Annotated in this window: 16 protein-coding genes, 1 other RNA gene, 2 pseudogenes and 1 CRISPR repeat array; of the genes and pseudogenes, 11 read left to right on the top strand and 8 right to left on the bottom strand. The window is 70.4% G+C overall.

Annotated elements, in window-relative coordinates; translation table 11 throughout:
- Positions 1–170 precede the first annotated feature (170 nt).
- Genes RM779_RS32765 through RM779_RS32755 form a run of 3 tightly spaced genes read left to right on the top strand, consistent with a single transcriptional unit; the run spans position 171 to position 2910 of the window.
- The gene (locus tag RM779_RS32765; protein ID WP_311621440.1) at positions 171–1022 is read left to right on the top strand and encodes a Nif3-like dinuclear metal center hexameric protein; all 852 of its coding nucleotides are present in this window, start codon (positions 171–173) and stop codon (positions 1020–1022) included.
- A complete protein-coding gene (locus tag RM779_RS32760; RefSeq protein WP_311621455.1) occupies positions 1019–1762 on the top strand; it encodes a zinc ribbon domain-containing protein in 744 nt (247 codons plus the stop codon). Before RM779_RS32765 ends, RM779_RS32760 begins: the two co-directional genes overlap by 4 nt.
- On the top strand, positions 1762–2910 hold the full coding sequence (locus tag RM779_RS32755) for a bifunctional RNase H/acid phosphatase (protein ID WP_311621454.1): 1149 nt from the start codon (positions 1762–1764) through the stop codon (positions 2908–2910). The genes RM779_RS32760 and RM779_RS32755 overlap by 1 nt, the downstream gene beginning before the upstream one ends.
- On the opposite strand, the gene RM779_RS32750 is transcribed toward RM779_RS32755, so the two are convergent.
- The 3 genes from RM779_RS32750 to RM779_RS32740 are packed head-to-tail and all read right to left on the bottom strand — an operon-like array spanning position 2907 to position 4541.
- Positions 2907–3779, bottom strand: a complete 873-nt coding sequence (locus RM779_RS32750; RefSeq protein WP_311621439.1) for a methionyl-tRNA formyltransferase — start codon at positions 3777–3779, stop codon at positions 2907–2909. The genes RM779_RS32755 and RM779_RS32750 overlap by 4 nt on opposite strands.
- 32 nt (positions 3780–3811) lie before the next feature.
- Positions 3812–4339, bottom strand: a complete 528-nt coding sequence (locus RM779_RS32745) for a DUF6879 family protein (RefSeq protein WP_311621438.1) — start codon at positions 4337–4339, stop codon at positions 3812–3814.
- Positions 4326–4541, bottom strand: coding sequence for a hypothetical protein (locus tag RM779_RS32740; protein ID WP_311621437.1), 216 nt, complete (start codon positions 4539–4541; stop codon positions 4326–4328). Before RM779_RS32740 ends, RM779_RS32745 begins: the two co-directional genes overlap by 14 nt.
- Before the next feature lie 244 nt (positions 4542–4785).
- Here RM779_RS32740 and RM779_RS32735 point away from each other — a divergent pair, with 244 nt between their 5' ends.
- Positions 4786–7239, top strand: a complete 2454-nt coding sequence (locus RM779_RS32735) for an ATP-binding protein (protein WP_311621436.1) — start codon at positions 4786–4788, stop codon at positions 7237–7239.
- Between the two features lie 17 nt (positions 7240–7256).
- Here the strand turns inward: RM779_RS32735 and RM779_RS32730 are convergent, their stop codons facing one another.
- From RM779_RS32730 to RM779_RS32720, 3 genes are read right to left on the bottom strand one after another with little or no spacing between them, the layout of a single operon-like run.
- Positions 7257–7493, bottom strand: coding sequence for a DUF397 domain-containing protein (locus RM779_RS32730; protein ID WP_311621435.1), 237 nt, complete (start codon positions 7491–7493; stop codon positions 7257–7259).
- 9 nt (positions 7494–7502) lie between these two features.
- Positions 7503–7745, bottom strand: a complete 243-nt coding sequence (locus tag RM779_RS32725; protein WP_311621434.1) for a DUF397 domain-containing protein — start codon at positions 7743–7745, stop codon at positions 7503–7505.
- Positions 7742–8623, bottom strand: a complete 882-nt coding sequence (locus RM779_RS32720) for a helix-turn-helix domain-containing protein (protein ID WP_311621433.1) — start codon at positions 8621–8623, stop codon at positions 7742–7744. Before RM779_RS32720 ends, RM779_RS32725 begins: the two co-directional genes overlap by 4 nt.
- 206 nt (positions 8624–8829) lie before the next feature.
- Between RM779_RS32720 and RM779_RS32715 the strand changes: the two genes are divergently transcribed.
- The 3 genes from RM779_RS32715 (at position 8830) to RM779_RS32705 (ending at position 10075) form a co-directional block, all read left to right on the top strand.
- Positions 8830–9228: an ATP-binding protein gene (locus RM779_RS32715; protein WP_311621432.1), complete on the top strand. Its 399-nt coding sequence runs from the start codon at positions 8830–8832 to the stop codon at positions 9226–9228.
- A gap of 38 nt (positions 9229–9266) precedes the next feature.
- The gene (locus RM779_RS32710; protein WP_311621431.1) at positions 9267–9500 is read left to right on the top strand and encodes a hypothetical protein; all 234 of its coding nucleotides are present in this window, start codon (positions 9267–9269) and stop codon (positions 9498–9500) included.
- A 119-nt stretch (positions 9501–9619) separates the two neighbouring features.
- Positions 9620–10075: an NUDIX hydrolase gene (locus RM779_RS32705; RefSeq protein ID WP_311621430.1), complete on the top strand. Its 456-nt coding sequence runs from the start codon at positions 9620–9622 to the stop codon at positions 10073–10075.
- A 17-nt stretch (positions 10076–10092) separates the two neighbouring features.
- On the opposite strand, the gene yaaA is transcribed toward RM779_RS32705, so the two are convergent.
- Positions 10093–10878: a peroxide stress protein YaaA gene (gene yaaA, locus RM779_RS32700; RefSeq protein WP_311621453.1), complete on the bottom strand. Its 786-nt coding sequence runs from the start codon at positions 10876–10878 to the stop codon at positions 10093–10095.
- Between the two features lie 49 nt (positions 10879–10927).
- Between yaaA and RM779_RS32695 the strand changes: the two genes are divergently transcribed.
- The 4 genes and pseudogenes from RM779_RS32695 to RM779_RS32680 all read left to right on the top strand — a co-directional run bounded on the left by RM779_RS32695 (position 10928) and on the right by RM779_RS32680 (position 15804).
- The gene (locus RM779_RS32695; RefSeq protein ID WP_311621429.1) at positions 10928–11761 is read left to right on the top strand and encodes a helix-turn-helix transcriptional regulator; all 834 of its coding nucleotides are present in this window, start codon (positions 10928–10930) and stop codon (positions 11759–11761) included.
- A gap of 10 nt (positions 11762–11771) precedes the next feature.
- Positions 11772–12542, top strand: a pseudogene (locus RM779_RS32690) (DMT family transporter); the annotation flags it as partial.
- Positions 12543–12628: 86 nt separating this feature from the next.
- Positions 12629–13029: RNase P RNA component class A (rnpB, locus tag RM779_RS32685), an RNA gene on the top strand.
- A 376-nt stretch (positions 13030–13405) separates the two neighbouring features.
- Positions 13406–14168: a CRISPR direct-repeat array (repeat unit 37 nt; unit sequence GTGGCGGCCGTCCTCCGGGACGACCGAGGATCGCAAC).
- A gap of 361 nt (positions 14169–14529) precedes the next feature.
- Positions 14530–15804 (top strand): CRISPR-associated endonuclease Cas3'', encoded by a 1275-nt coding sequence (locus RM779_RS32680; protein WP_311621428.1) that lies wholly within the window; start codon positions 14530–14532, stop codon positions 15802–15804.
- Between the two features lie 8 nt (positions 15805–15812).
- Here the strand turns inward: RM779_RS32680 and RM779_RS32675 are convergent.
- Positions 15813–15925, bottom strand: a pseudogene (locus tag RM779_RS32675) (IS5/IS1182 family transposase); the annotation flags it as partial.

Below are 15925 nucleotides of genomic sequence, written 5' to 3'. Positions count from 1 at the left end.
GCGAGGACGCTAGATTCGCACTCCGCACCGGACAACTGACGTTGCCCGGCTTCATACATAAGGGTGACCGCTGCCGGATTCACAAGATCAACCGGGGTCTGCGGTGCCGGTGGAGTCCAACTCCGCCGGCACCGCTCCCGGGGCCCTTCCGGGCAGGTAGCCTGGGCCCCGTGCCCGTACTCTCCGACGTGATCAACGCCCTCGACACCCTATGGCCCCGCGCGCGGGCCGAGGACTGGGACGCGGTCGGGCCGGTGTGCGGTGACCCCGGAGCCGGGGTGGACCGGGTGCTGTTCGCCGTCGACCCGGTGCGGGAAGTCGCGGACGAAGCCGTCGCGCTCGGCGCCGGGCTGCTCGTCACGCACCACCCCCTCTACCTGCGCGGCACCACCTCGGTCGCGGCCGACACGTTCAAGGGCCGCGTCGTGCACACCCTCATCCGCAACGGAGTCGCGCTGTACGTCGCGCACACCAACGCCGACCGCGCCGACCCCGGCGTTTCCGACGCCCTGGCCGCCGCGCTCGGCCTGCGCGTCACCGGGCCCCTCGTTCCCGACCCGGACGATCCGTCCGGCCGCCGGGGCCTCGGGCGCCTCTGCGCGCTCGACCGGCCGCTCAGCCTGCGGGAGTTCGCGGCGCTTGCCGCGGAGCGGCTGCCCGCCGCCGCGCAGGGCGTGCGGGCCGCGGGCGACCCGGACAGGACCGTGCGCACCGTGGCCGTCTGCGGCGGCTCTGGCGACAGTCTGTTCGCCGAAGTACGTGCGGCGGGCGTCGATGCCTACCTCACCGCCGACCTGCGGCACCACCCCGCCTCCGAGGCGCGCGAGCACTCCCCGCTCGCCCTGGTGGACGCCGCGCACTGGGCGACGGAATGGCCCTGGTGCGAGCAGGCGGCGGCCCAGCTCGACGCCGTTTCCGAACGGCACGGCTGGGGCCTGCGCACCCACGTGTCCCGCCGGGTCACCGACCCCTGGACCACCCACCACACCGCCCCGCGTGCGAGCGAAGGAGCCCCCAACTGAACGCCGCCCCCGCCGATCAGATCCGCCTGCTCGACGTCCAGGCCCTCGACGTCCGGCTCACCCAGCTCGCGCACCGGCGTGACAAGCTGCCGGAGCACGCCGAGATCCGCTCGCTGGACGCCGAGCTGGCGCAGCAGCGCGACCTGCTGGTCGCCGCACAGACCGAGGAGAGCGACACCGCCAGGGAACAGACCAAGGCCGAGCAGGACGTCGACCAGGTCAGGCAGCGCGCCGCCCGCGACCAGCAGCGCCTGGACTCGGGCAAGGTGACCAGCCCCAAGGACCTGGAGAGCCTCCAGAGCGAGATCACCTCGCTGGCCAGGCGCCAGGACGACCTGGAGACGATCGTTCTGGAGATCATGGAGCGCCACGAGGCCGCCCAGGCCCGGGCCAAGGAACTGTCCGCCGCGCTTGAGGGCTTGGAGACCAAGGCGGCCGACGCGGCGGCCCGCCGCGACGCCGCGCTCCGGGAGATCGACGCCGAGGCGGATTCGGTCCGCACCGAGCGCGCCGAGGCCGCCACCGCCATTCCCGCCGACCTGCTGAAGCTGTACGAGAAGCTGCGCGAGCAGCAGGGCGGCGTCGGCGCCGCCCAGCTCTACCAGCGGCGCTGCGAGGGCTGCCGCCTTGAGCTGAACATCACCGAGGTGAACGAGGTGCGGGCCGCCGCCCCCGACGCCGTGGTGCGCTGCGAGAACTGCCGCCGTATCCTCGTCCGCACCCCCAAGTCCGGGCTGTGATGGGCGAGTTCATCGTCGAGGCCGATGGCGGCTCCCGGGGCAATCCGGGCCCGGCCGGTTACGGCGCCGTCGTGCGCGACGCCGCGACCGGGCAGGTGCTGGCCGAGACCGCGGAGTTCATCGGCACCGCCACCAACAACGTTGCGGAGTACCGCGGCTTGATCGCCGGGCTGCGCGCGGCCCACGACGTCGACCCCGGGGCCGCGGTGCGCGTGCGGATGGACTCCAAGCTGGTCGTCGAGCAGATGTCGGGCCGCTGGAAGATCAAGCACCCGGACATGCGCCCGCTCGCCATGGAGGCCGGACGGGTGTTCCCGTCCGGCGCCGTCCGGTACGAGTGGATTCCCCGCGAACGGAACAAGCACGCCGACCGGCTCGCCAACGAGGCGATGGACGCCGGGCGGCGCGGCGAGCCCTGGCGGCCGCGGCCGCAGGCCGTGCCGCCCGCCCCGGCGCCCTCCGCCCCCGAGGCCGACCCCTCCCCCGATCCCGCGCCGCCGTCGACGGGCTGGGGCGACGCGGTCGGCACCCCGACCACGTTCCTGCTGCTGCGGCACGGCGAGACGCCGCTCACCGCGCAGAAGCGGTTCTCCGGCAGCGGCGGCGACGACCCCGACCTGTCACCGGCCGGCCTCGCGCAGGCCGAGGCCGCCGCCGAGGCGCTCGCCGCGGCCGGCGGCGTGCAGGCCGTCGTCAGCTCGCCGCTGACCCGCTGCCGCACCACCGCCGAGGTGGTCGCGGCGCGCCTCGGCCTGCCCGTTCGCTACGAACCGGGCCTCACCGAAGCCGACTTCGGCGCCTGGGAGGGGCTCACGTTCGCCGAGGTACAGCAGCGCCACCCCGACGACCTCGCGGCCTGGCTGGCGAACCCCGGGGCGAAGCCGACCGGCGGCGGCGAGAGCTTCACCGCGGTCGCCCGCCGCGTCGCCCTGGCGCGCGACAAGACCATCGCCCGCAACCCGGGCCGCACCATCCTCGCCGTCACCCACGTCACGCCGGTCAAGACCCTGCTGCGGCTGGCCCTCGGGGCGCCCCCGCAGGCCATGTTCCGGATGGAGCTGAGCCCCGCCGCCCTGTCGGAAGTGGCCTACTGGCCCGACGGAAACGCCAGCGTGCGCCGTTTCAACGACACGGCGCACCTGCGCTAGCAGCGGACGCCGCCCCGTTCCACTGGCTCGGACTCGGTGATCCACAGCGGCTTACCGTCACCGCAGGTGACCCGCGTCCCACCGACGGCCGGTTCGAGACTGGTGCGGATCAGCCGCAGCCAGGTGTCGCCGAGCCGGGCGACCGGCCCGTCGGGCGTGCGCATGAAGCGGTGCGTCCGCACCTGGTCGTGAATCGTGCGCGCGTTGTCGGACCACTGAACGCGGGAGAACGCGGCCTCCATGAACCCCGCGTACGTGGCCCTGCGTTCGTCCTGCGGCTCGCCGGCCTCGCCGGCCGCCGCTCGCTCAAGGGCGGTGCGCAGCAGCCCATGGACAACGGGCATGGCATCGGTGCAGTAGGACGCCCAGCTGATGTCGTCGGCGAGCGGGATACCGTCCCGCTGGGCGAGAATGTTCCCGGTGTCGAAGTCCTCGTCCATCCAGTGCACGGTGATCCCGCCCGTTGGGTCACCGTTGCGGATCGCCCACAGCAGGGGCGCCGGGCCGCGGTACTTCGGCAGCATGGAGACATGGATGTTGAGCGCTCCGAGCCGCGGGATCGCCAGCACGTGCGGCGGGAGCCGCCAGGCGAAGCCGAAGACGACCAGCAGGTCGGGCCGGTAGCCCGCCAAGGCGAGAGCGAGACCGCTCATGCTTCCCGGAAGGAGCAGGTCCGTCTTCGCCGGAACGGCCGGGAGAATCGAAGCCGCCGTCTGTCCCGCGCCGTCGAGGAGCGGGCCGCCCGGGCGGAGCGAGCGGCCGTAGAAGTAGGCGACCGGCACGTGGCCCGCATCGGTGCACGCCGCATGGATGGTGGAGAACTCCTCGGGTCCTGAGGAGATCACTGCGATACGCAGGCCGGTCGACATCGTCCTGGGTTCATCGGTCTCCCGGCGGTTGGTCACCGCGGCACGTAGGTGTCGTGGGGGATGCCGAGCTCCCAGACCGACTCGAACGCCTCGGCGCACAGCAGAGCGACACGCGGATCTGTGGTCAGTTCGTTACCGACCCAGCCGCCGTCCCCGGTGAAGTGGTTGAACAGGACCGTCGTCCTGTCGAAGATCCAGCAGTCGTTACCGGGCAGAGCCAGCCCCGATGCCCTGCTGCGCGGCAGCCAGCGCACCTCTTCACCGGCTGCGACGTTCTGCGGGGTGCCCTCGTGCTCGAAACGGATGTATTCGGTGACCGGTTCGGAGACGATACGGGCCCGGCGGAGCCGCACCCCGCGTGCCGAGGTGGCCCGCATCAGATCGAGCCAACCCGCCTTGCTCGCCGCATCCTGCTCGGGTCCCCAGTCCCCGGCCCGCCACTTGGCGATGTCGGCCTCTTCCTCGGCCACCGCGTAGTGGTCGCGCATCTCCAGGTGACATGCCGATTCCCGGCACGAGTTGAACATCCTGGCCCAGCCCGCCGAGTCAAGAGACTCCATCCAACAAATCCTTCGGTAGATGGGCGAACAGAGAAGCCGGCACCCGCACGACGGTTTCCCCGTCAGGAACATTCATCTGCGCGAGATCGACCGGATCGTTGATCACATAGCCTTGCACGATGAAGTCGCCGCTCACCTCGTCGCGGTATAGACGTGGCGAACCGCCCTGGCCGGTGGAACCGCCCACGAATGCAACCTTCATGATCACCACTCATTCTCCGGACTCGCGAATCACGCCGCAGGGGGAAGGTGCCCCTGGCCTCTGACGATCGTACTGCCCGGGCGACTTTGCGGAGTGTGGTGAGACAAATGAGGGAAAGTGCAGCGTGTGGATCTGGCCAGTCGGATCTGGCTGGTTGGACACCCAGGGATAAAACGCCTGGGTTCGGTGTATCCGTCCCTGGGTACGTCCGTCTGGCGCTGGTGGGCATGTGACAGGAGGATACGTGGCGGAGAGCCAGAGTTGTCAAGATCAGGAAGCGGAATGCGACCCTCCTGGTGGCATTCGCAACGAACTGCCGGGTCTGGCGGGTAACGTCGTGCAGACCGGCCAGGTCAGCGGTGGTGTGCATTTCCATGCCTCGGCATTCGCGCCGAGGGTGCGCCCGGCGCAGCTCCCCAGTCCCGTGGCCGGTTTTGTCAACCGGGTCGCCGAGTTACGATCCCTGGACACACTTGCGGGAGCCGAATCCAGTGCGCATCGGAGCGCAGCGGCCATGCGCATCATTGCCGTCGTCGGAACGGCCGGGGCAGGCAAGACGTCGCTTGCGGTGAGCTGGGCACACCGCATCAAGGACCGGTTTCCCGATGGCCAGTTATATGTCAATCTCCACGGATATGATCCCGTTCCGCCGGTGGCCGCCGGGGAGGTTCTCGGACGTTTCCTGCGCGCGTTGGACGTGCCGGTAGAACAGATTCCTGTGGGTGAGGAGCCACGAGCGGAGTTGTTCCGTTCTGTGACGGCTGGGCGTCGGGTGCTCCTACTGCTGGACAATGCTGCGACGGCGGCTTCCATCCGGCCGCTTCTGCCGGGCTCCGCCCATTGTCTGGTGGCCGTCACGAGCCGTACCCGCATGTCGGGTTTGGTGGCACGGGAGGGGGCACACCGTGTGAGTGTGGAGACCCTTTCGCAGGACGAATCCATCCGGTTGATGCGCACCGTCATGGCCGCGTACCGCCCCGAGGACGATGAAGCAGAGCTGGCCGAGTTGGCGCGTCTGTGCGCCGGACTGCCGCTGGCCCTCCGGATCGTGGCCGAACGAGCCGCCGGGCGACCGCACATGGCGTTGCGCGATCTGATCGCGGAACTGCGGGACGAGTCCGGACTTTGGGATGCGCTGTCCGCGACCGGCGGGTCGGATGACGACGAAGCGGACGCGGTGCGTACGGTGTTCGGCTGGTCCTACCGCGCGCTCGCCCCGCAGGTGGCTCGCTGCTTCCGCCTGCTCGGACTGCATCCGGGACCCGATTTCCGAGTGGAGGCCGCAGCCGCGCTGCTCCGTGCCACCCCGGTTCGCGCCCGGCGCCACCTCGACACCCTGGCCGGCGCGCACCTGCTGGAGGAGTGCGGTCACGACCGTTACCAGTTCCACGACCTGCTGCGTGCCTTCGCTGCCGAGCAGGCACGGCGCGAGGAGCCGGCGGAGGCACGGCACGCGGCTCTGGGACGAGTCCTCGGCTGGTACGTGCACTCCGCCGCTGCGGCAGCGCGGGCGGGCTCGAACTCTTACACGCTTCCGGTGACCCTCGAATCCCTGGACGACGGCGTGGTGCCCGCCGCCTTTGCTGACGGCAAGGCCGCCATCGCCTGGTACGAGACCGAACGCGATAACCTCATCGCCGCTGTCAGCACCGCGAGCGCGACAGGTATGGAACGTATCGCCTGGCAGCTCCCCGCCGTCCTGACAATGATCATCGCGGACCGTGAGCTGGCCGGCACGTGGCTGCCCGCCCAGCAGGTGGCGCTTGCCTCGGCCCGCCGGGCAGGGGACAGGTACGGAGAGGCGGTTACCCTCGACAACCTGGGCATTGCCTATCGGCATCTCTACCAACTGGCCGAGGCCACAGAGCATTTCGACGCCGCGCTCATAGCCTTCGGGGAACTGGGCGACTCGTTCGGCCGCGTGCGAGCCGCCAACGGCCTGGGGGTGACCCATATGCTCGCCCACCGCACGGACGAGGCGGCAATCTGCTTCGAACAGGCGCTGGAAGGGGCGCACGAGCTCAACGAGCCTGTCTACGTCGGTGCCTTCACCCGCAACCTCGGCTGGGCGCACCTGGAGCGCGACGACCTCGACCGGGCGGAAACGCTGCTTGAGCGATCGGCTGATCTGCTTGCCGACGAGGGGGAACAGCTGGAGTGGGCCGAAGCTCTGACTCTGCTCGCCGCCGTCCACCGGCGTCTGCGGCGGTACGCGCTGGCCGAAGAGACGGCGGAACGGGCGCTGGCCCTTTCGGGCGAGGCCGACGGCACATTATTCCAGGCGCTTGCGCTCCTGGAGTTGGGACGGGTCGCCCTGGCCCGCAGACGCGGTTCCGAAGCGCTGGACCTCCTTCAGCAGACCGCGGTCCTGTTCCAGCGCGTGGGCCGCTCCGATCTCCAGGCGAGCGCCTGGGACGCGACAGGCGAGACGTATCTGTTCCTCGGACGAACGGAGGACGCGGTGGCCTTTCACCGACAGGCAGCCGCCGCGTTCCGCAGCAAGGACGACTCCTGGTCACTGGCACTTTCGTTGGCTCATCTCGCCACGGCACTGACCCGGCAGGGGACCGCGCACGAGGCAAGGGAACACCGGAGCGAGGCACTTCGGCTGCTCGCCACCTTCACGGGCCAGGCGGCAGAGGCGAGACGGGCCGAGGTGGCGGCGGCGGCCCAGGCCGCCGGAGACCCCGGCCCGTAAAGGCGCCCGGGCCTGCGTCAGCTGTCGATGAGGTGGTCGAACTCGCCTGCTTTGGCGGCCTGGATGAAGGCGGCGAGTTCGGTGGGGGTGTAGCGGAGTGGTTCGCGGTGGGGGGACTTGGAGTCGTCTATGGCGACGCCGCCGGTGATCTTCATCAACCGCACGCAGGCATCGCCGTTGGTGGTGCTGCGGCTTGATTTGATCCACTCGCCGTCGAGCGGTGCGGAGTAGAGGGTGTCTTCATCGTCGTGCACAGGATGTCCCTAGTTCTCGGTGTCGTCGATGAGGTGGTCGAACTCGCCTGCTTTGGCGGCCTGGATGAAGGCGGCGAGTTCGGTGGGGGTGTAGCGGAGTGGTTCGCGGTGGGGGGACTTGGAGTCGTCTATGGCGACGCCGCCGGTGATCTTCATCAACCGCACGCAGGCATCGCCGTTGGTGGTGCTGCGGCTTGATTTGATCCACTCGCCGTCGAGCGGTGCGGAATAGAGGTCGTTCTTCTCGTTCATGACAGCTCCTTCTCGATCTCTTCGATGAGGTGGACGGTGCCCTCAGGGCTGTGGGCATGTTTCGTGAGGTCGGCGAATCTCCGGCGCATGGCCCGAACCGTGGCCACCTCCTCCATGATCTCGTCCGAATGTGAGGTCTCGCGGATGGCGACACTCCGATTGTCCGCCGGGCCAGGGAAGTCGAGCAACGTGAATGGCGCGCCCAAGGTTGCGGGACCTCCCGCTGCGAACGGGATCACCCGCAAGGTGATGTTGGGGCGGCGCGCCGCCGATCGCATTTGCGCAAGTTGCTCCCGCATGACCTCCGGGCCACCGACCACGGCCCGCAGGGCGGCTTCCAGAAACGTCGCATGGAGGATCAGGGGGCGCTGGCGTGTGAGAACGTCCTGACGCTTCATCCGCGTATCGATGAAAATCTCGCGATGCCTTGCGCTCTCATCCTTTTGGCCGAATGAAACGAGAGCCGTCGTGTAGGCCCTGGTCTGGAGCAGGCCGGGGATGTAGGTCCCGGAGTGGGTCAACGACCGCTCTGCCGCGTCCTCCAGCGGGAACAGCTGCATGCTCGCCCCGCTGAAGACCTCCCGGTACTCGCTCGCCTCCCACCATGACTTCCTGATGGACTTCCCCGCCCGGATCAGTGCCTTGATCTCGGCCCGCTTCGGCTCCTCGACGCCGTACAGGTCGAACATCCGGCGGAGGAGGGCGTCGTCCGGCCAGCGCTTGCCGCGTTCGATGTAGCTGACCTTGTTCTGTGAGCACTTCAGCTTCTTCGCCGCGAGCACCTGCGAGGCGAAGCCGGCGGCGAGGCGGACGTTGCGCAGCTCGTTGCCGAGGTCGCGGAGGATTTGGAGCGCGTTGGTGTTGACGCTCGCCGACACAACTGCCTCCCGACGGGCGGATGAACGGGTCCTGACACCGGAAGCGTAGCGGCTCGGCCAATCTTGCCAAACCACGTTCGGAGGAATCCGCGCGGACAGACTTGCGTACGCACGTGGTTACGCATCACACTCCGGGTGTGCACGCTGCGGCGCAAGTCGTGTGCCGTGCGTAGTCCTTGATCGCGCGCGGTCGTGGAGGAGCGGTGATGCATGAGCGCGGGCACGTTCTCGCCGTCGGACGGTACCGGTGTGAGCCACGGGCCGTGGCGCAGGCCAGGCGGACAGCGGTGGAGGCGTACTCCCCGTTCCCGTGGATCGACTCCGGTGTGGTGGCACTCCTGGTGTCGGAGCTGGCCACCAATGCCGTCCTTCATTCGAACGGCGCCGACTTCTACGTGCTGTGCCACTCGCCCTCGCTCGCCGACGGAAGCGTGCAGGTCGAAGTGCACGACGGAGGAAGCGCGTTGCCCGCGGCGCGGATGGCCGACGCGCTGGATGAGGGCGGGCGCGGGCTCGAACTCCTCGGTGTGCTGGCCGCCCACTGGCGCACGGAACGGACTACCACCGGGAAGAGTCTCGTTTTCACCCTCAAGGGGGACAGATGAACCGTTTAACGTTTACCGGCGGTGTCGGCGGTGGTCCGGTGAGGCCGCCACAGGGCCAGGTCGGTGTCGTCGTGTCCGTGGAGATAGACGCGGGTACCGTGCGCAGGGGCGACCAGGTGATGATTGGCGGGCGGCCGTTCGTCGTCGAGGACATGACCGCGCTCGCCGGCGGCGGCAAGCGCCTCCTCTTCGGCGGCGGCAACTCGTTGACCGTCGCCAGGGCCACGGTGCTGTGGGCCGCCCGGATGGTCGATCCCCGGCGGATTCCGTGACCGGCCCGCCGGGCTGAGGCTCGCGTGCCGTGCGGACAGCGGCCGGGGCGCGCGGGCTGATGCGGCCACACCGTTCATGATGAGGACGTTGACGCCCCGGAAGCAGAAGGAAGCACTTCGTGAAGCGACTTGTCGCCCGCCTGTGGCGGATGATCCGCGGCCCCGTTCAGTGGCGGGTGCTCTGGCTGGCGCACGCGAAGTTCATGGTCGGGGTGACCGGCGTGGTCAGGGACGGGGAGGGGCGGATGCTCCTCCTGCGCCACCGGCTGTGGCCCGAGGGGCGGCAGTGGGGGTTCCCCACCGGTTTCGCCGTCAAGGGCGAGGACTTCCGGCAGACGGTCGTGCGCGAAGTCAGGGAGGAGACGGGCCTGGAGGTCGTTCCCGGGCGGCTGGTCCGGCTGCGCAGCGGCTACCGGCTCCGGCTGGAGGTCGCCTACGAGGCGGAGTTGACCGGCGGCACGTTGCGGCTCGACCCGATGGAGATCCTGGAGGCGCGCTGGTGCACCTTGGAGGACCTGCCGGAGGGGTTGCAGCCGGTGCACCGGGACCTGGCGCGGGGAGAGGAAAGCTGGTGATGGCCCGACATGGGCGATCACGGGGCGACGTCGGTGATGACCACGTCGAGCCGCCCCGGCGCGCTTTCCTCCACGCGCCACCCCAGGTCGCGCAGCGCGCCGGTCAGCTTGGCCGGTGTGCGGGGGAGCGGGCCCGCCTCCAGCAGCGAACGCAGCAACTGCCCCTTGGTCGCCTTGTTGAAATGGCTGACCACTGACCGCTGCTCCGTCCCGTTCACGATGCGTGAGAGGAGGACGCGCACCGTGACCGTTCGGCGGGCGGTGTCCGCGTCGGGCCGCCACATCGCCGCGTACGCCGCGGACCGCAGGTCCAGGATGGGGCCCCGTCCGGCCTCCGCGGGCAGCACCTCGGCCAGCGGCCCGCGCCAGAACGCGGCGGGCGTGCCCGTCCCCGGCAGCCGCACGCCCGCCGGGCACCGGTAGCCCGGGATGCGGTCGGTGACGCGCACCACGCCCCACAGCCCGGAGAACACCAGCAGCGACGCCCGCGCCCTGCGCCTGGCCGCGGCGCTCAACGAGGCGAGGCCGAGCGCGTCGAACAGCACCCCGGTGTAGATCTCGCCCGCCGGGCGGGCCGGTGCCGCACGCAGCGCGGCGTTGCGCGCGACCTCCCCGCGCAACCCCTCGCTCAGGCCCAGCACCTCGCGCGCCTTCTCCGGGTCACCGGAGCACAGTTCCGTCAACTCCGTCAGCATCCGCTCGCGCGCGGCGGTCAGCCCTGGCAGCGACAACGTGCCCAGGTCCACCGGAGCCCCGGTGCTTCCCTCGGCCTTCCCCTCGGACGGCGGCAGCAGTACCCACACGGACAGCAGCGTACGGCAGCCCGCCGGGGGCCAGGGGACACTGCCCGTCATGGACCACGCCACCTGGACGCGCCTCGCGCTCACCGGCGCCCGCCCCCTGGACCTGATGACCGCCCGCTTCACCGAGCACCGTTACGCGCCGCACGCGCACGAGGAGTTCGCCGTCGGGGTGTGCACCGACGGCCTGGAGTCCATCCGTTACCGCGGCGCCCACCACCTGGCGGGCCCCGGCACCGTCGTCGTGCTGGAGCCCGGCGAACCGCACACCGGCGCGCCCGCCGACGGCACCGGCTTCGCCTACCGGGTGCTGTACCCGCCGACCGCCCTGCTCGCCGAAGGCTTCCGCGCGCGCCCGCACTTCCCCGAACCCGTTCTCCGCGACCCGGGTCTCGCCGCCGCTCTCGCCCGCGCCCACCGCGCCGCCGCCGCGGGCCACCGGCACGCCGCGGAATCCGGACTGGTGTGGGCGTTCGCCACCCTGGCGCGCCGCCACGCGGGCGCGCCGCCCGCGCACGCGCCGCGCGGCGGGCGCGACGGGGGTGCCGGAGAACGCGTCGCCCGCGCCGTGCGCGCCCGGCTCGCCGACCAGCTGCGGAACCCGCCCACTCTCGGCGAGATCGCCGCCGACCTCGGCCTGTCCCGTTACCAGGTGCTGCGCGCGTTCCGCGACAGCGCGGGCATGCCGCCCTTCGCCTGGCTCGCCCAGCACCGCGTCAACCGGGCCCGCGCCCTGCTAGACGCCGGGCGAAGCCCGGCCCTCGCGGCGGCGGACGTGGGCTTCGCCGACCAGGCGCACCTGACCCGCTGGTTCCGCCGCGTGCTCGGCGTGACGCCCGGCGCCTACCGCAACAGCGTTCAAGACGGCGGCCGTTCCGTTCGCTGACGCTGTGCGCATGTCACCGCGCGCCTGGTTCCTCTTCGCCCTGATGAGCGTCATCTGGGGCATCCCCTACCTGTTGATCAAGGTGGCGGTGGACGGCGTTTCCGTCCCCGTCCTCGTCTTCGCCCGCACCGCGGCCGGTGCGCTGCTGCTGCTCCCGTTCGCGCTGTCCCGCCTCGGCGCGCTCCGCGGGCACGGCCGCCCGCTGCTCGCGTTCGCCGCCTGCGAGATCATCGGCCCCTGGTGGCTGCTGTCCGACGCCGAACGCCACCTCAGCAGCTCCATGGCCGGCCTGCTGATCGCCGCCGTCCCCATCGTCGCCGTACTGCTGGCCCGGCTGACGGGCGACCGCGAACGCCTCGGCGCCCTGCGCTGGACCGGCCTCGCGGCGGGCCTGGCGGGCGTGGCCGTCCTGGCCGCACCGCAGGTGAACGGTGGCAGCCCGTGGGCCGTGACCGAGGTGCTGCTCACCGCCCTCGGCTACGCCGCCGCGCCCCTGATCGCGGCCCGCCACCTGCGCGACGTGCCCACCCTTCCGCTGACCGCGGGCTGCCTGGCCGTGGCAGCGGCCTGCTACGCGGTCCCCGCGGCGGCCACCTGGCCCGCGCGCATGCCCGACGCCGAGGTGCTGGCAGCGCTCGCCGGACTCGGCGTGATCTGCACGGCGTTCGGCTTCCTGGTGTTCTTCGAGCTGATCCGCGAGGCCGGCGCGTCCCGCGCGATGGTGTTCACCTACGTCAACCCCGCGGTCGCGGTCGCGGCGGGCGTCACGTTCCTGGGCGAGCCGCTGACCGGCACCGTCCTGGCCGCGTTCGTGCTGATCCTGTGCGGCTCCGTGCTGGCCACGGGTAGACTGGACCGCACGGCGGACGAGCCGGCCGGGCGGTCGCGTCGGGATCTCCACGATCCCGCCGAGGAACGTCCGGGCTCCACAGGGCAGGGTGGTAGGTAACACCTACCTGGGGCGACCCACGGGAAAGTGCCACAGAAAACAGACCGCCGGGGGCCACGGCCACCCGGTAAGGGTGAAACGGTGGTGTAAGAGACCACCAGCGCCCAGGGTGACCTGGGCGGCTTGGTAAACCCCACCCGGAGCAAGGTCAAGAGGGGCCCGCAAGGGCCCTGCGCGGACGACTGAGGGCTGCCCGCCCGAGTCCGCGGGTGGACCGCACGAGACCGGTGGCAACACCGGCCCCAGATGGATGGCCGCCTCCCCCGCACGCCGCAAGGCCACGGGGCGACAGAACCCGGCGTACAGGCCGACTCGTCCGCCGCCTCGGTGTCTGGCCTGGTCAGGCACGGTGCGCCGGTGGCGCGACCGGCCGGGGGCAAGTCGGAGAAACAACCCGTGCTCTCGAACCGTCGTGCCTTCCCCACGGCTTCCTTCTGGGCGGCGCGCGCGACTTCGGCGACGCCTGGGGCCTGCTCGACTGAGACCCTTCAAGCGCGGGGCGGCCGAGATAGAGTTCCATCGAGTCTGCGAAATCACACCGAGCAACTGGGCGCCGGGCCGTGGTGGTTCGGAACCTCAAGCACACACGCGACACGCGGGTCGCACCGAAGTTGAATGTCGGAGATGGGCGTGATGTCGGCCAATATGCAGGTGATGGTCGGTCGACTGTGTGCTATCACTTCAGCTCAAAGGCCGTGGCGGCCGTCCTCCGGGACGACCGAGGATCGCAACGTCGAGGGTGATGGAGATGAGCGGGTCGGGGTCGCGTGGCGGCCGTCCTCCGGGACGACCGAGGATCGCAACAGCCCGGACCCGAGCAGCGCGGCGCGACCGTCGTCGGTGGCGGCCGTCCTCCGGGACGACCGAGGATCGCAACGATCCTGCCGAGCACGTGCTCGGGGTGCGCCGCGAAGTGGCGGCCGTCCTCCGGGACGACCGAGGATCGCAACTTGTGCCCAATTGGGCACAAGAACCCGCGGCGATGGGGTGGCGGCCGTCCTCCGGGACGACCGAGGATCGCAACGATGCCGTCGGCTCGGTAGGACTGCTGGACCAGGCGTGGCGGCCGTCCTCCGGGACGACCGAGGATCGCAACGGTGAGAATTGGCAACCACAGGGCGGTGCCCCCCGGGTGGCGGCCGTCCTCCGGGACGACCGAGGATCGCAACCTCAACTCCGTGGAGCGCGGCGAGCGCCCGCCGATCGAGTGGCGGCCGTCCTCCGGGACGACCGAGGATCGCAACCACCGCGCGGGCGATGGCGTAGGTCTGCGGCGCCAGGTGGCGGCCGTCCTCCGGGACGACCGAGGATCGCAACCTCCGGGGTGAGGGCGTTGCGGTACTGGCTCCACCAGTGGCGGCCGTCCTCCGGGACGACCGAGGATCGCAACGACCAGCTCTGCGAGCGGTGGAACGAGCAGCATGGCGGCCGTCCTCCGGGACGGCCGAGGGTCACGGCAAGTAAGTGAGTAACTGGTCGTGGCACGCGGCCGAGTTCTTGGGTGGGTGGGCGCTGCAACGCGGGGGCGAGGTCGTCGATGAGTAACAGGGGGATGATGGCCGCTTGCCTGGAACGCCGAGGAGCGCGACCGATTTCGCGAATCGAGCGGGTCCTGCGGTGAGCCTGCCCATCGCGTCCTCACCGTGCGCCGGGCTCTATACACCGTCCTCGGCGACTCCGACTCGATTATCAGCAAGCCCCTCGAAAGAAGCCCCAGAGGCTCCGCGTAGTCGTACAGTTACGCACGCGGGGGGTGAAGGTGACCGGTAGGGAGTTGTACGCGCACAGTCGGTGTGCGATGTCCGGGGTTCGTCATAGGTTGGCTGAGCACCTGCGGGGGACAGCCGCGTTGGCGCGGCGCTTCGGTGGTGTGTTCGGCGCGGCTGAGCTGGCGGGGTATCTGGCGCTTGTCCACGACGTTGGCAAGGGATGTTGTGCCTGGCAGCATGCGTTGATCCAGCACGCGGAGACCAACGGTAAGCCTGTCGGTATCCCGCACAAGGACGCGGGGGCATGGCTGGCGAGCGAGTACACCTCCAAGATGCTTGCCGCAGTCGTGCACGGGCATCACGGTGGTCTCCGCGGGCGTGACAAGGTCGCGGAAGTCGTGGACAACGTGCGGTCCGGGACAGACGCCGACGCCAGGAACGCCCGGGAGGCCGTGCAGGCCGTTTCCGCCCTCGTTCCCGAGATCTTTCCTCGCCAACGCCTGGCCCTGCCAGCATGGTTGGGGGAGCTGCCCGCTCGTGAGCGGGGCCTGGGCAAGGACCTGCTGGTGCGGATGCTGTTCAGCTGTCTTGTGGACGCCGACTACCTCGACACCGCTGCCCACTTTGACGGGACCGGAACGCCGCGCGTCGCGGTGGACGCCGATATGGCGGTGCTCGGTGCTCGTTTCGAGACCCGGCGGGCGGAGTTCCTGGAGGGGCGAGAGCCGTCGCGGGTCGATGCCATCCGCAGCAGGGTGTACGAGGAGGCCCTTGCCGCTGCCGAGCAGGAGCCGGGGCTATATGTGCTTCATGTGCCGACGGGGGGAGGGAAAACGCTGGCGTCGGCCGGGTTCGCGCTCCGCCATGCCGCCCGGCACCGGATGGGGCGGATCGTGTTCGCGGTCCCGTTCATCAGCATCACCGAGCAGAACGCCGCCGTTTACCGTGATCTGCTGGACCCACGCGAGGGCGGGCCCGGCGGCCCGGTGGTACTTGAGCATCACAGCTCCGCCGACCTGGAGGAAGAAGTCGCCGATCCCTGGGCGCGGTTGGCGGCGGAGAACTGGGATGCTCCGGTGGTGGTGACCACGACGGTGCAGTTGTTCCAGTCTCTGTTCTCCCACCGCCCGGCCGCGATGCGGAAGCTGCATCGGTTGGCCGGGTCCGTGATCGTGCTGGACGAGGTGCAGGCGCTTCCCGACCGGCTGCTCGCGCCGATCCTGAGCGCCCTGCGCGGGCTGGCGGACCACTTCGGCGCGTCGGTGGTCCTTGCTTCGGCGACGCAGCCGGAGTTCTGGGCCCGCCCCGAGTGGGACGGCGCTGCCCGTCAACTCGTGGTGGACGATGTCAGCACGCTTTTCGACGAGTTGCGTCGGGTGACTTAGACCGTGTCCTATGTGGTGAGTCGGCGGAGGCGTTTGTAGCAGCACAGGGCTGCGGCGAGACCGAGAAAGGCCAGGTAGTTGCGGGGATGACGCTCGTAGCGGGGTGACAGGCGCCGGTAGC

Source organism: Streptomyces johnsoniae, assembly GCF_031845565.1.
In the GTDB taxonomy this organism is placed as follows: Bacteria; Actinomycetota; Actinomycetes; order Streptomycetales; family Streptomycetaceae; genus Streptomyces; species Streptomyces johnsoniae.
This window is presented reverse-complemented; position numbering and strand designations above follow the sequence as displayed.

Excerpts from the sequence above, each read along its gene's own strand:
- RM779_RS32755 (WP_311621454.1), top strand. The coding sequence starts at position 1,762 with ATGGGCGAGTTCATCGTCGAGGCCGATGGCGGCTCCCGGGGCAATCCG.
- RM779_RS32750 (WP_311621439.1), bottom strand. The coding sequence starts at position 3,779 with ATGTCGACCGGCCTGCGTATCGCAGTGATCTCCTCAGGACCCGAGGAG.
- RM779_RS32695 (WP_311621429.1), top strand. The coding sequence starts at position 10,928 with ATGGACCACGCCACCTGGACGCGCCTCGCGCTCACCGGCGCCCGCCCC.
- RM779_RS32740 (WP_311621437.1), bottom strand. The coding sequence starts at position 4,541 with ATGAAGGTTGCATTCGTGGGCGGTTCCACCGGCCAGGGCGGTTCGCCA.
- RM779_RS32745 (WP_311621438.1), bottom strand. The coding sequence starts at position 4,339 with ATGGAGTCTCTTGACTCGGCGGGCTGGGCCAGGATGTTCAACTCGTGC.
- RM779_RS32715 (WP_311621432.1), top strand. The coding sequence starts at position 8,830 with ATGCATGAGCGCGGGCACGTTCTCGCCGTCGGACGGTACCGGTGTGAG.
- RM779_RS32725 (WP_311621434.1), bottom strand. The coding sequence starts at position 7,745 with ATGAACGAGAAGAACGACCTCTATTCCGCACCGCTCGACGGCGAGTGG.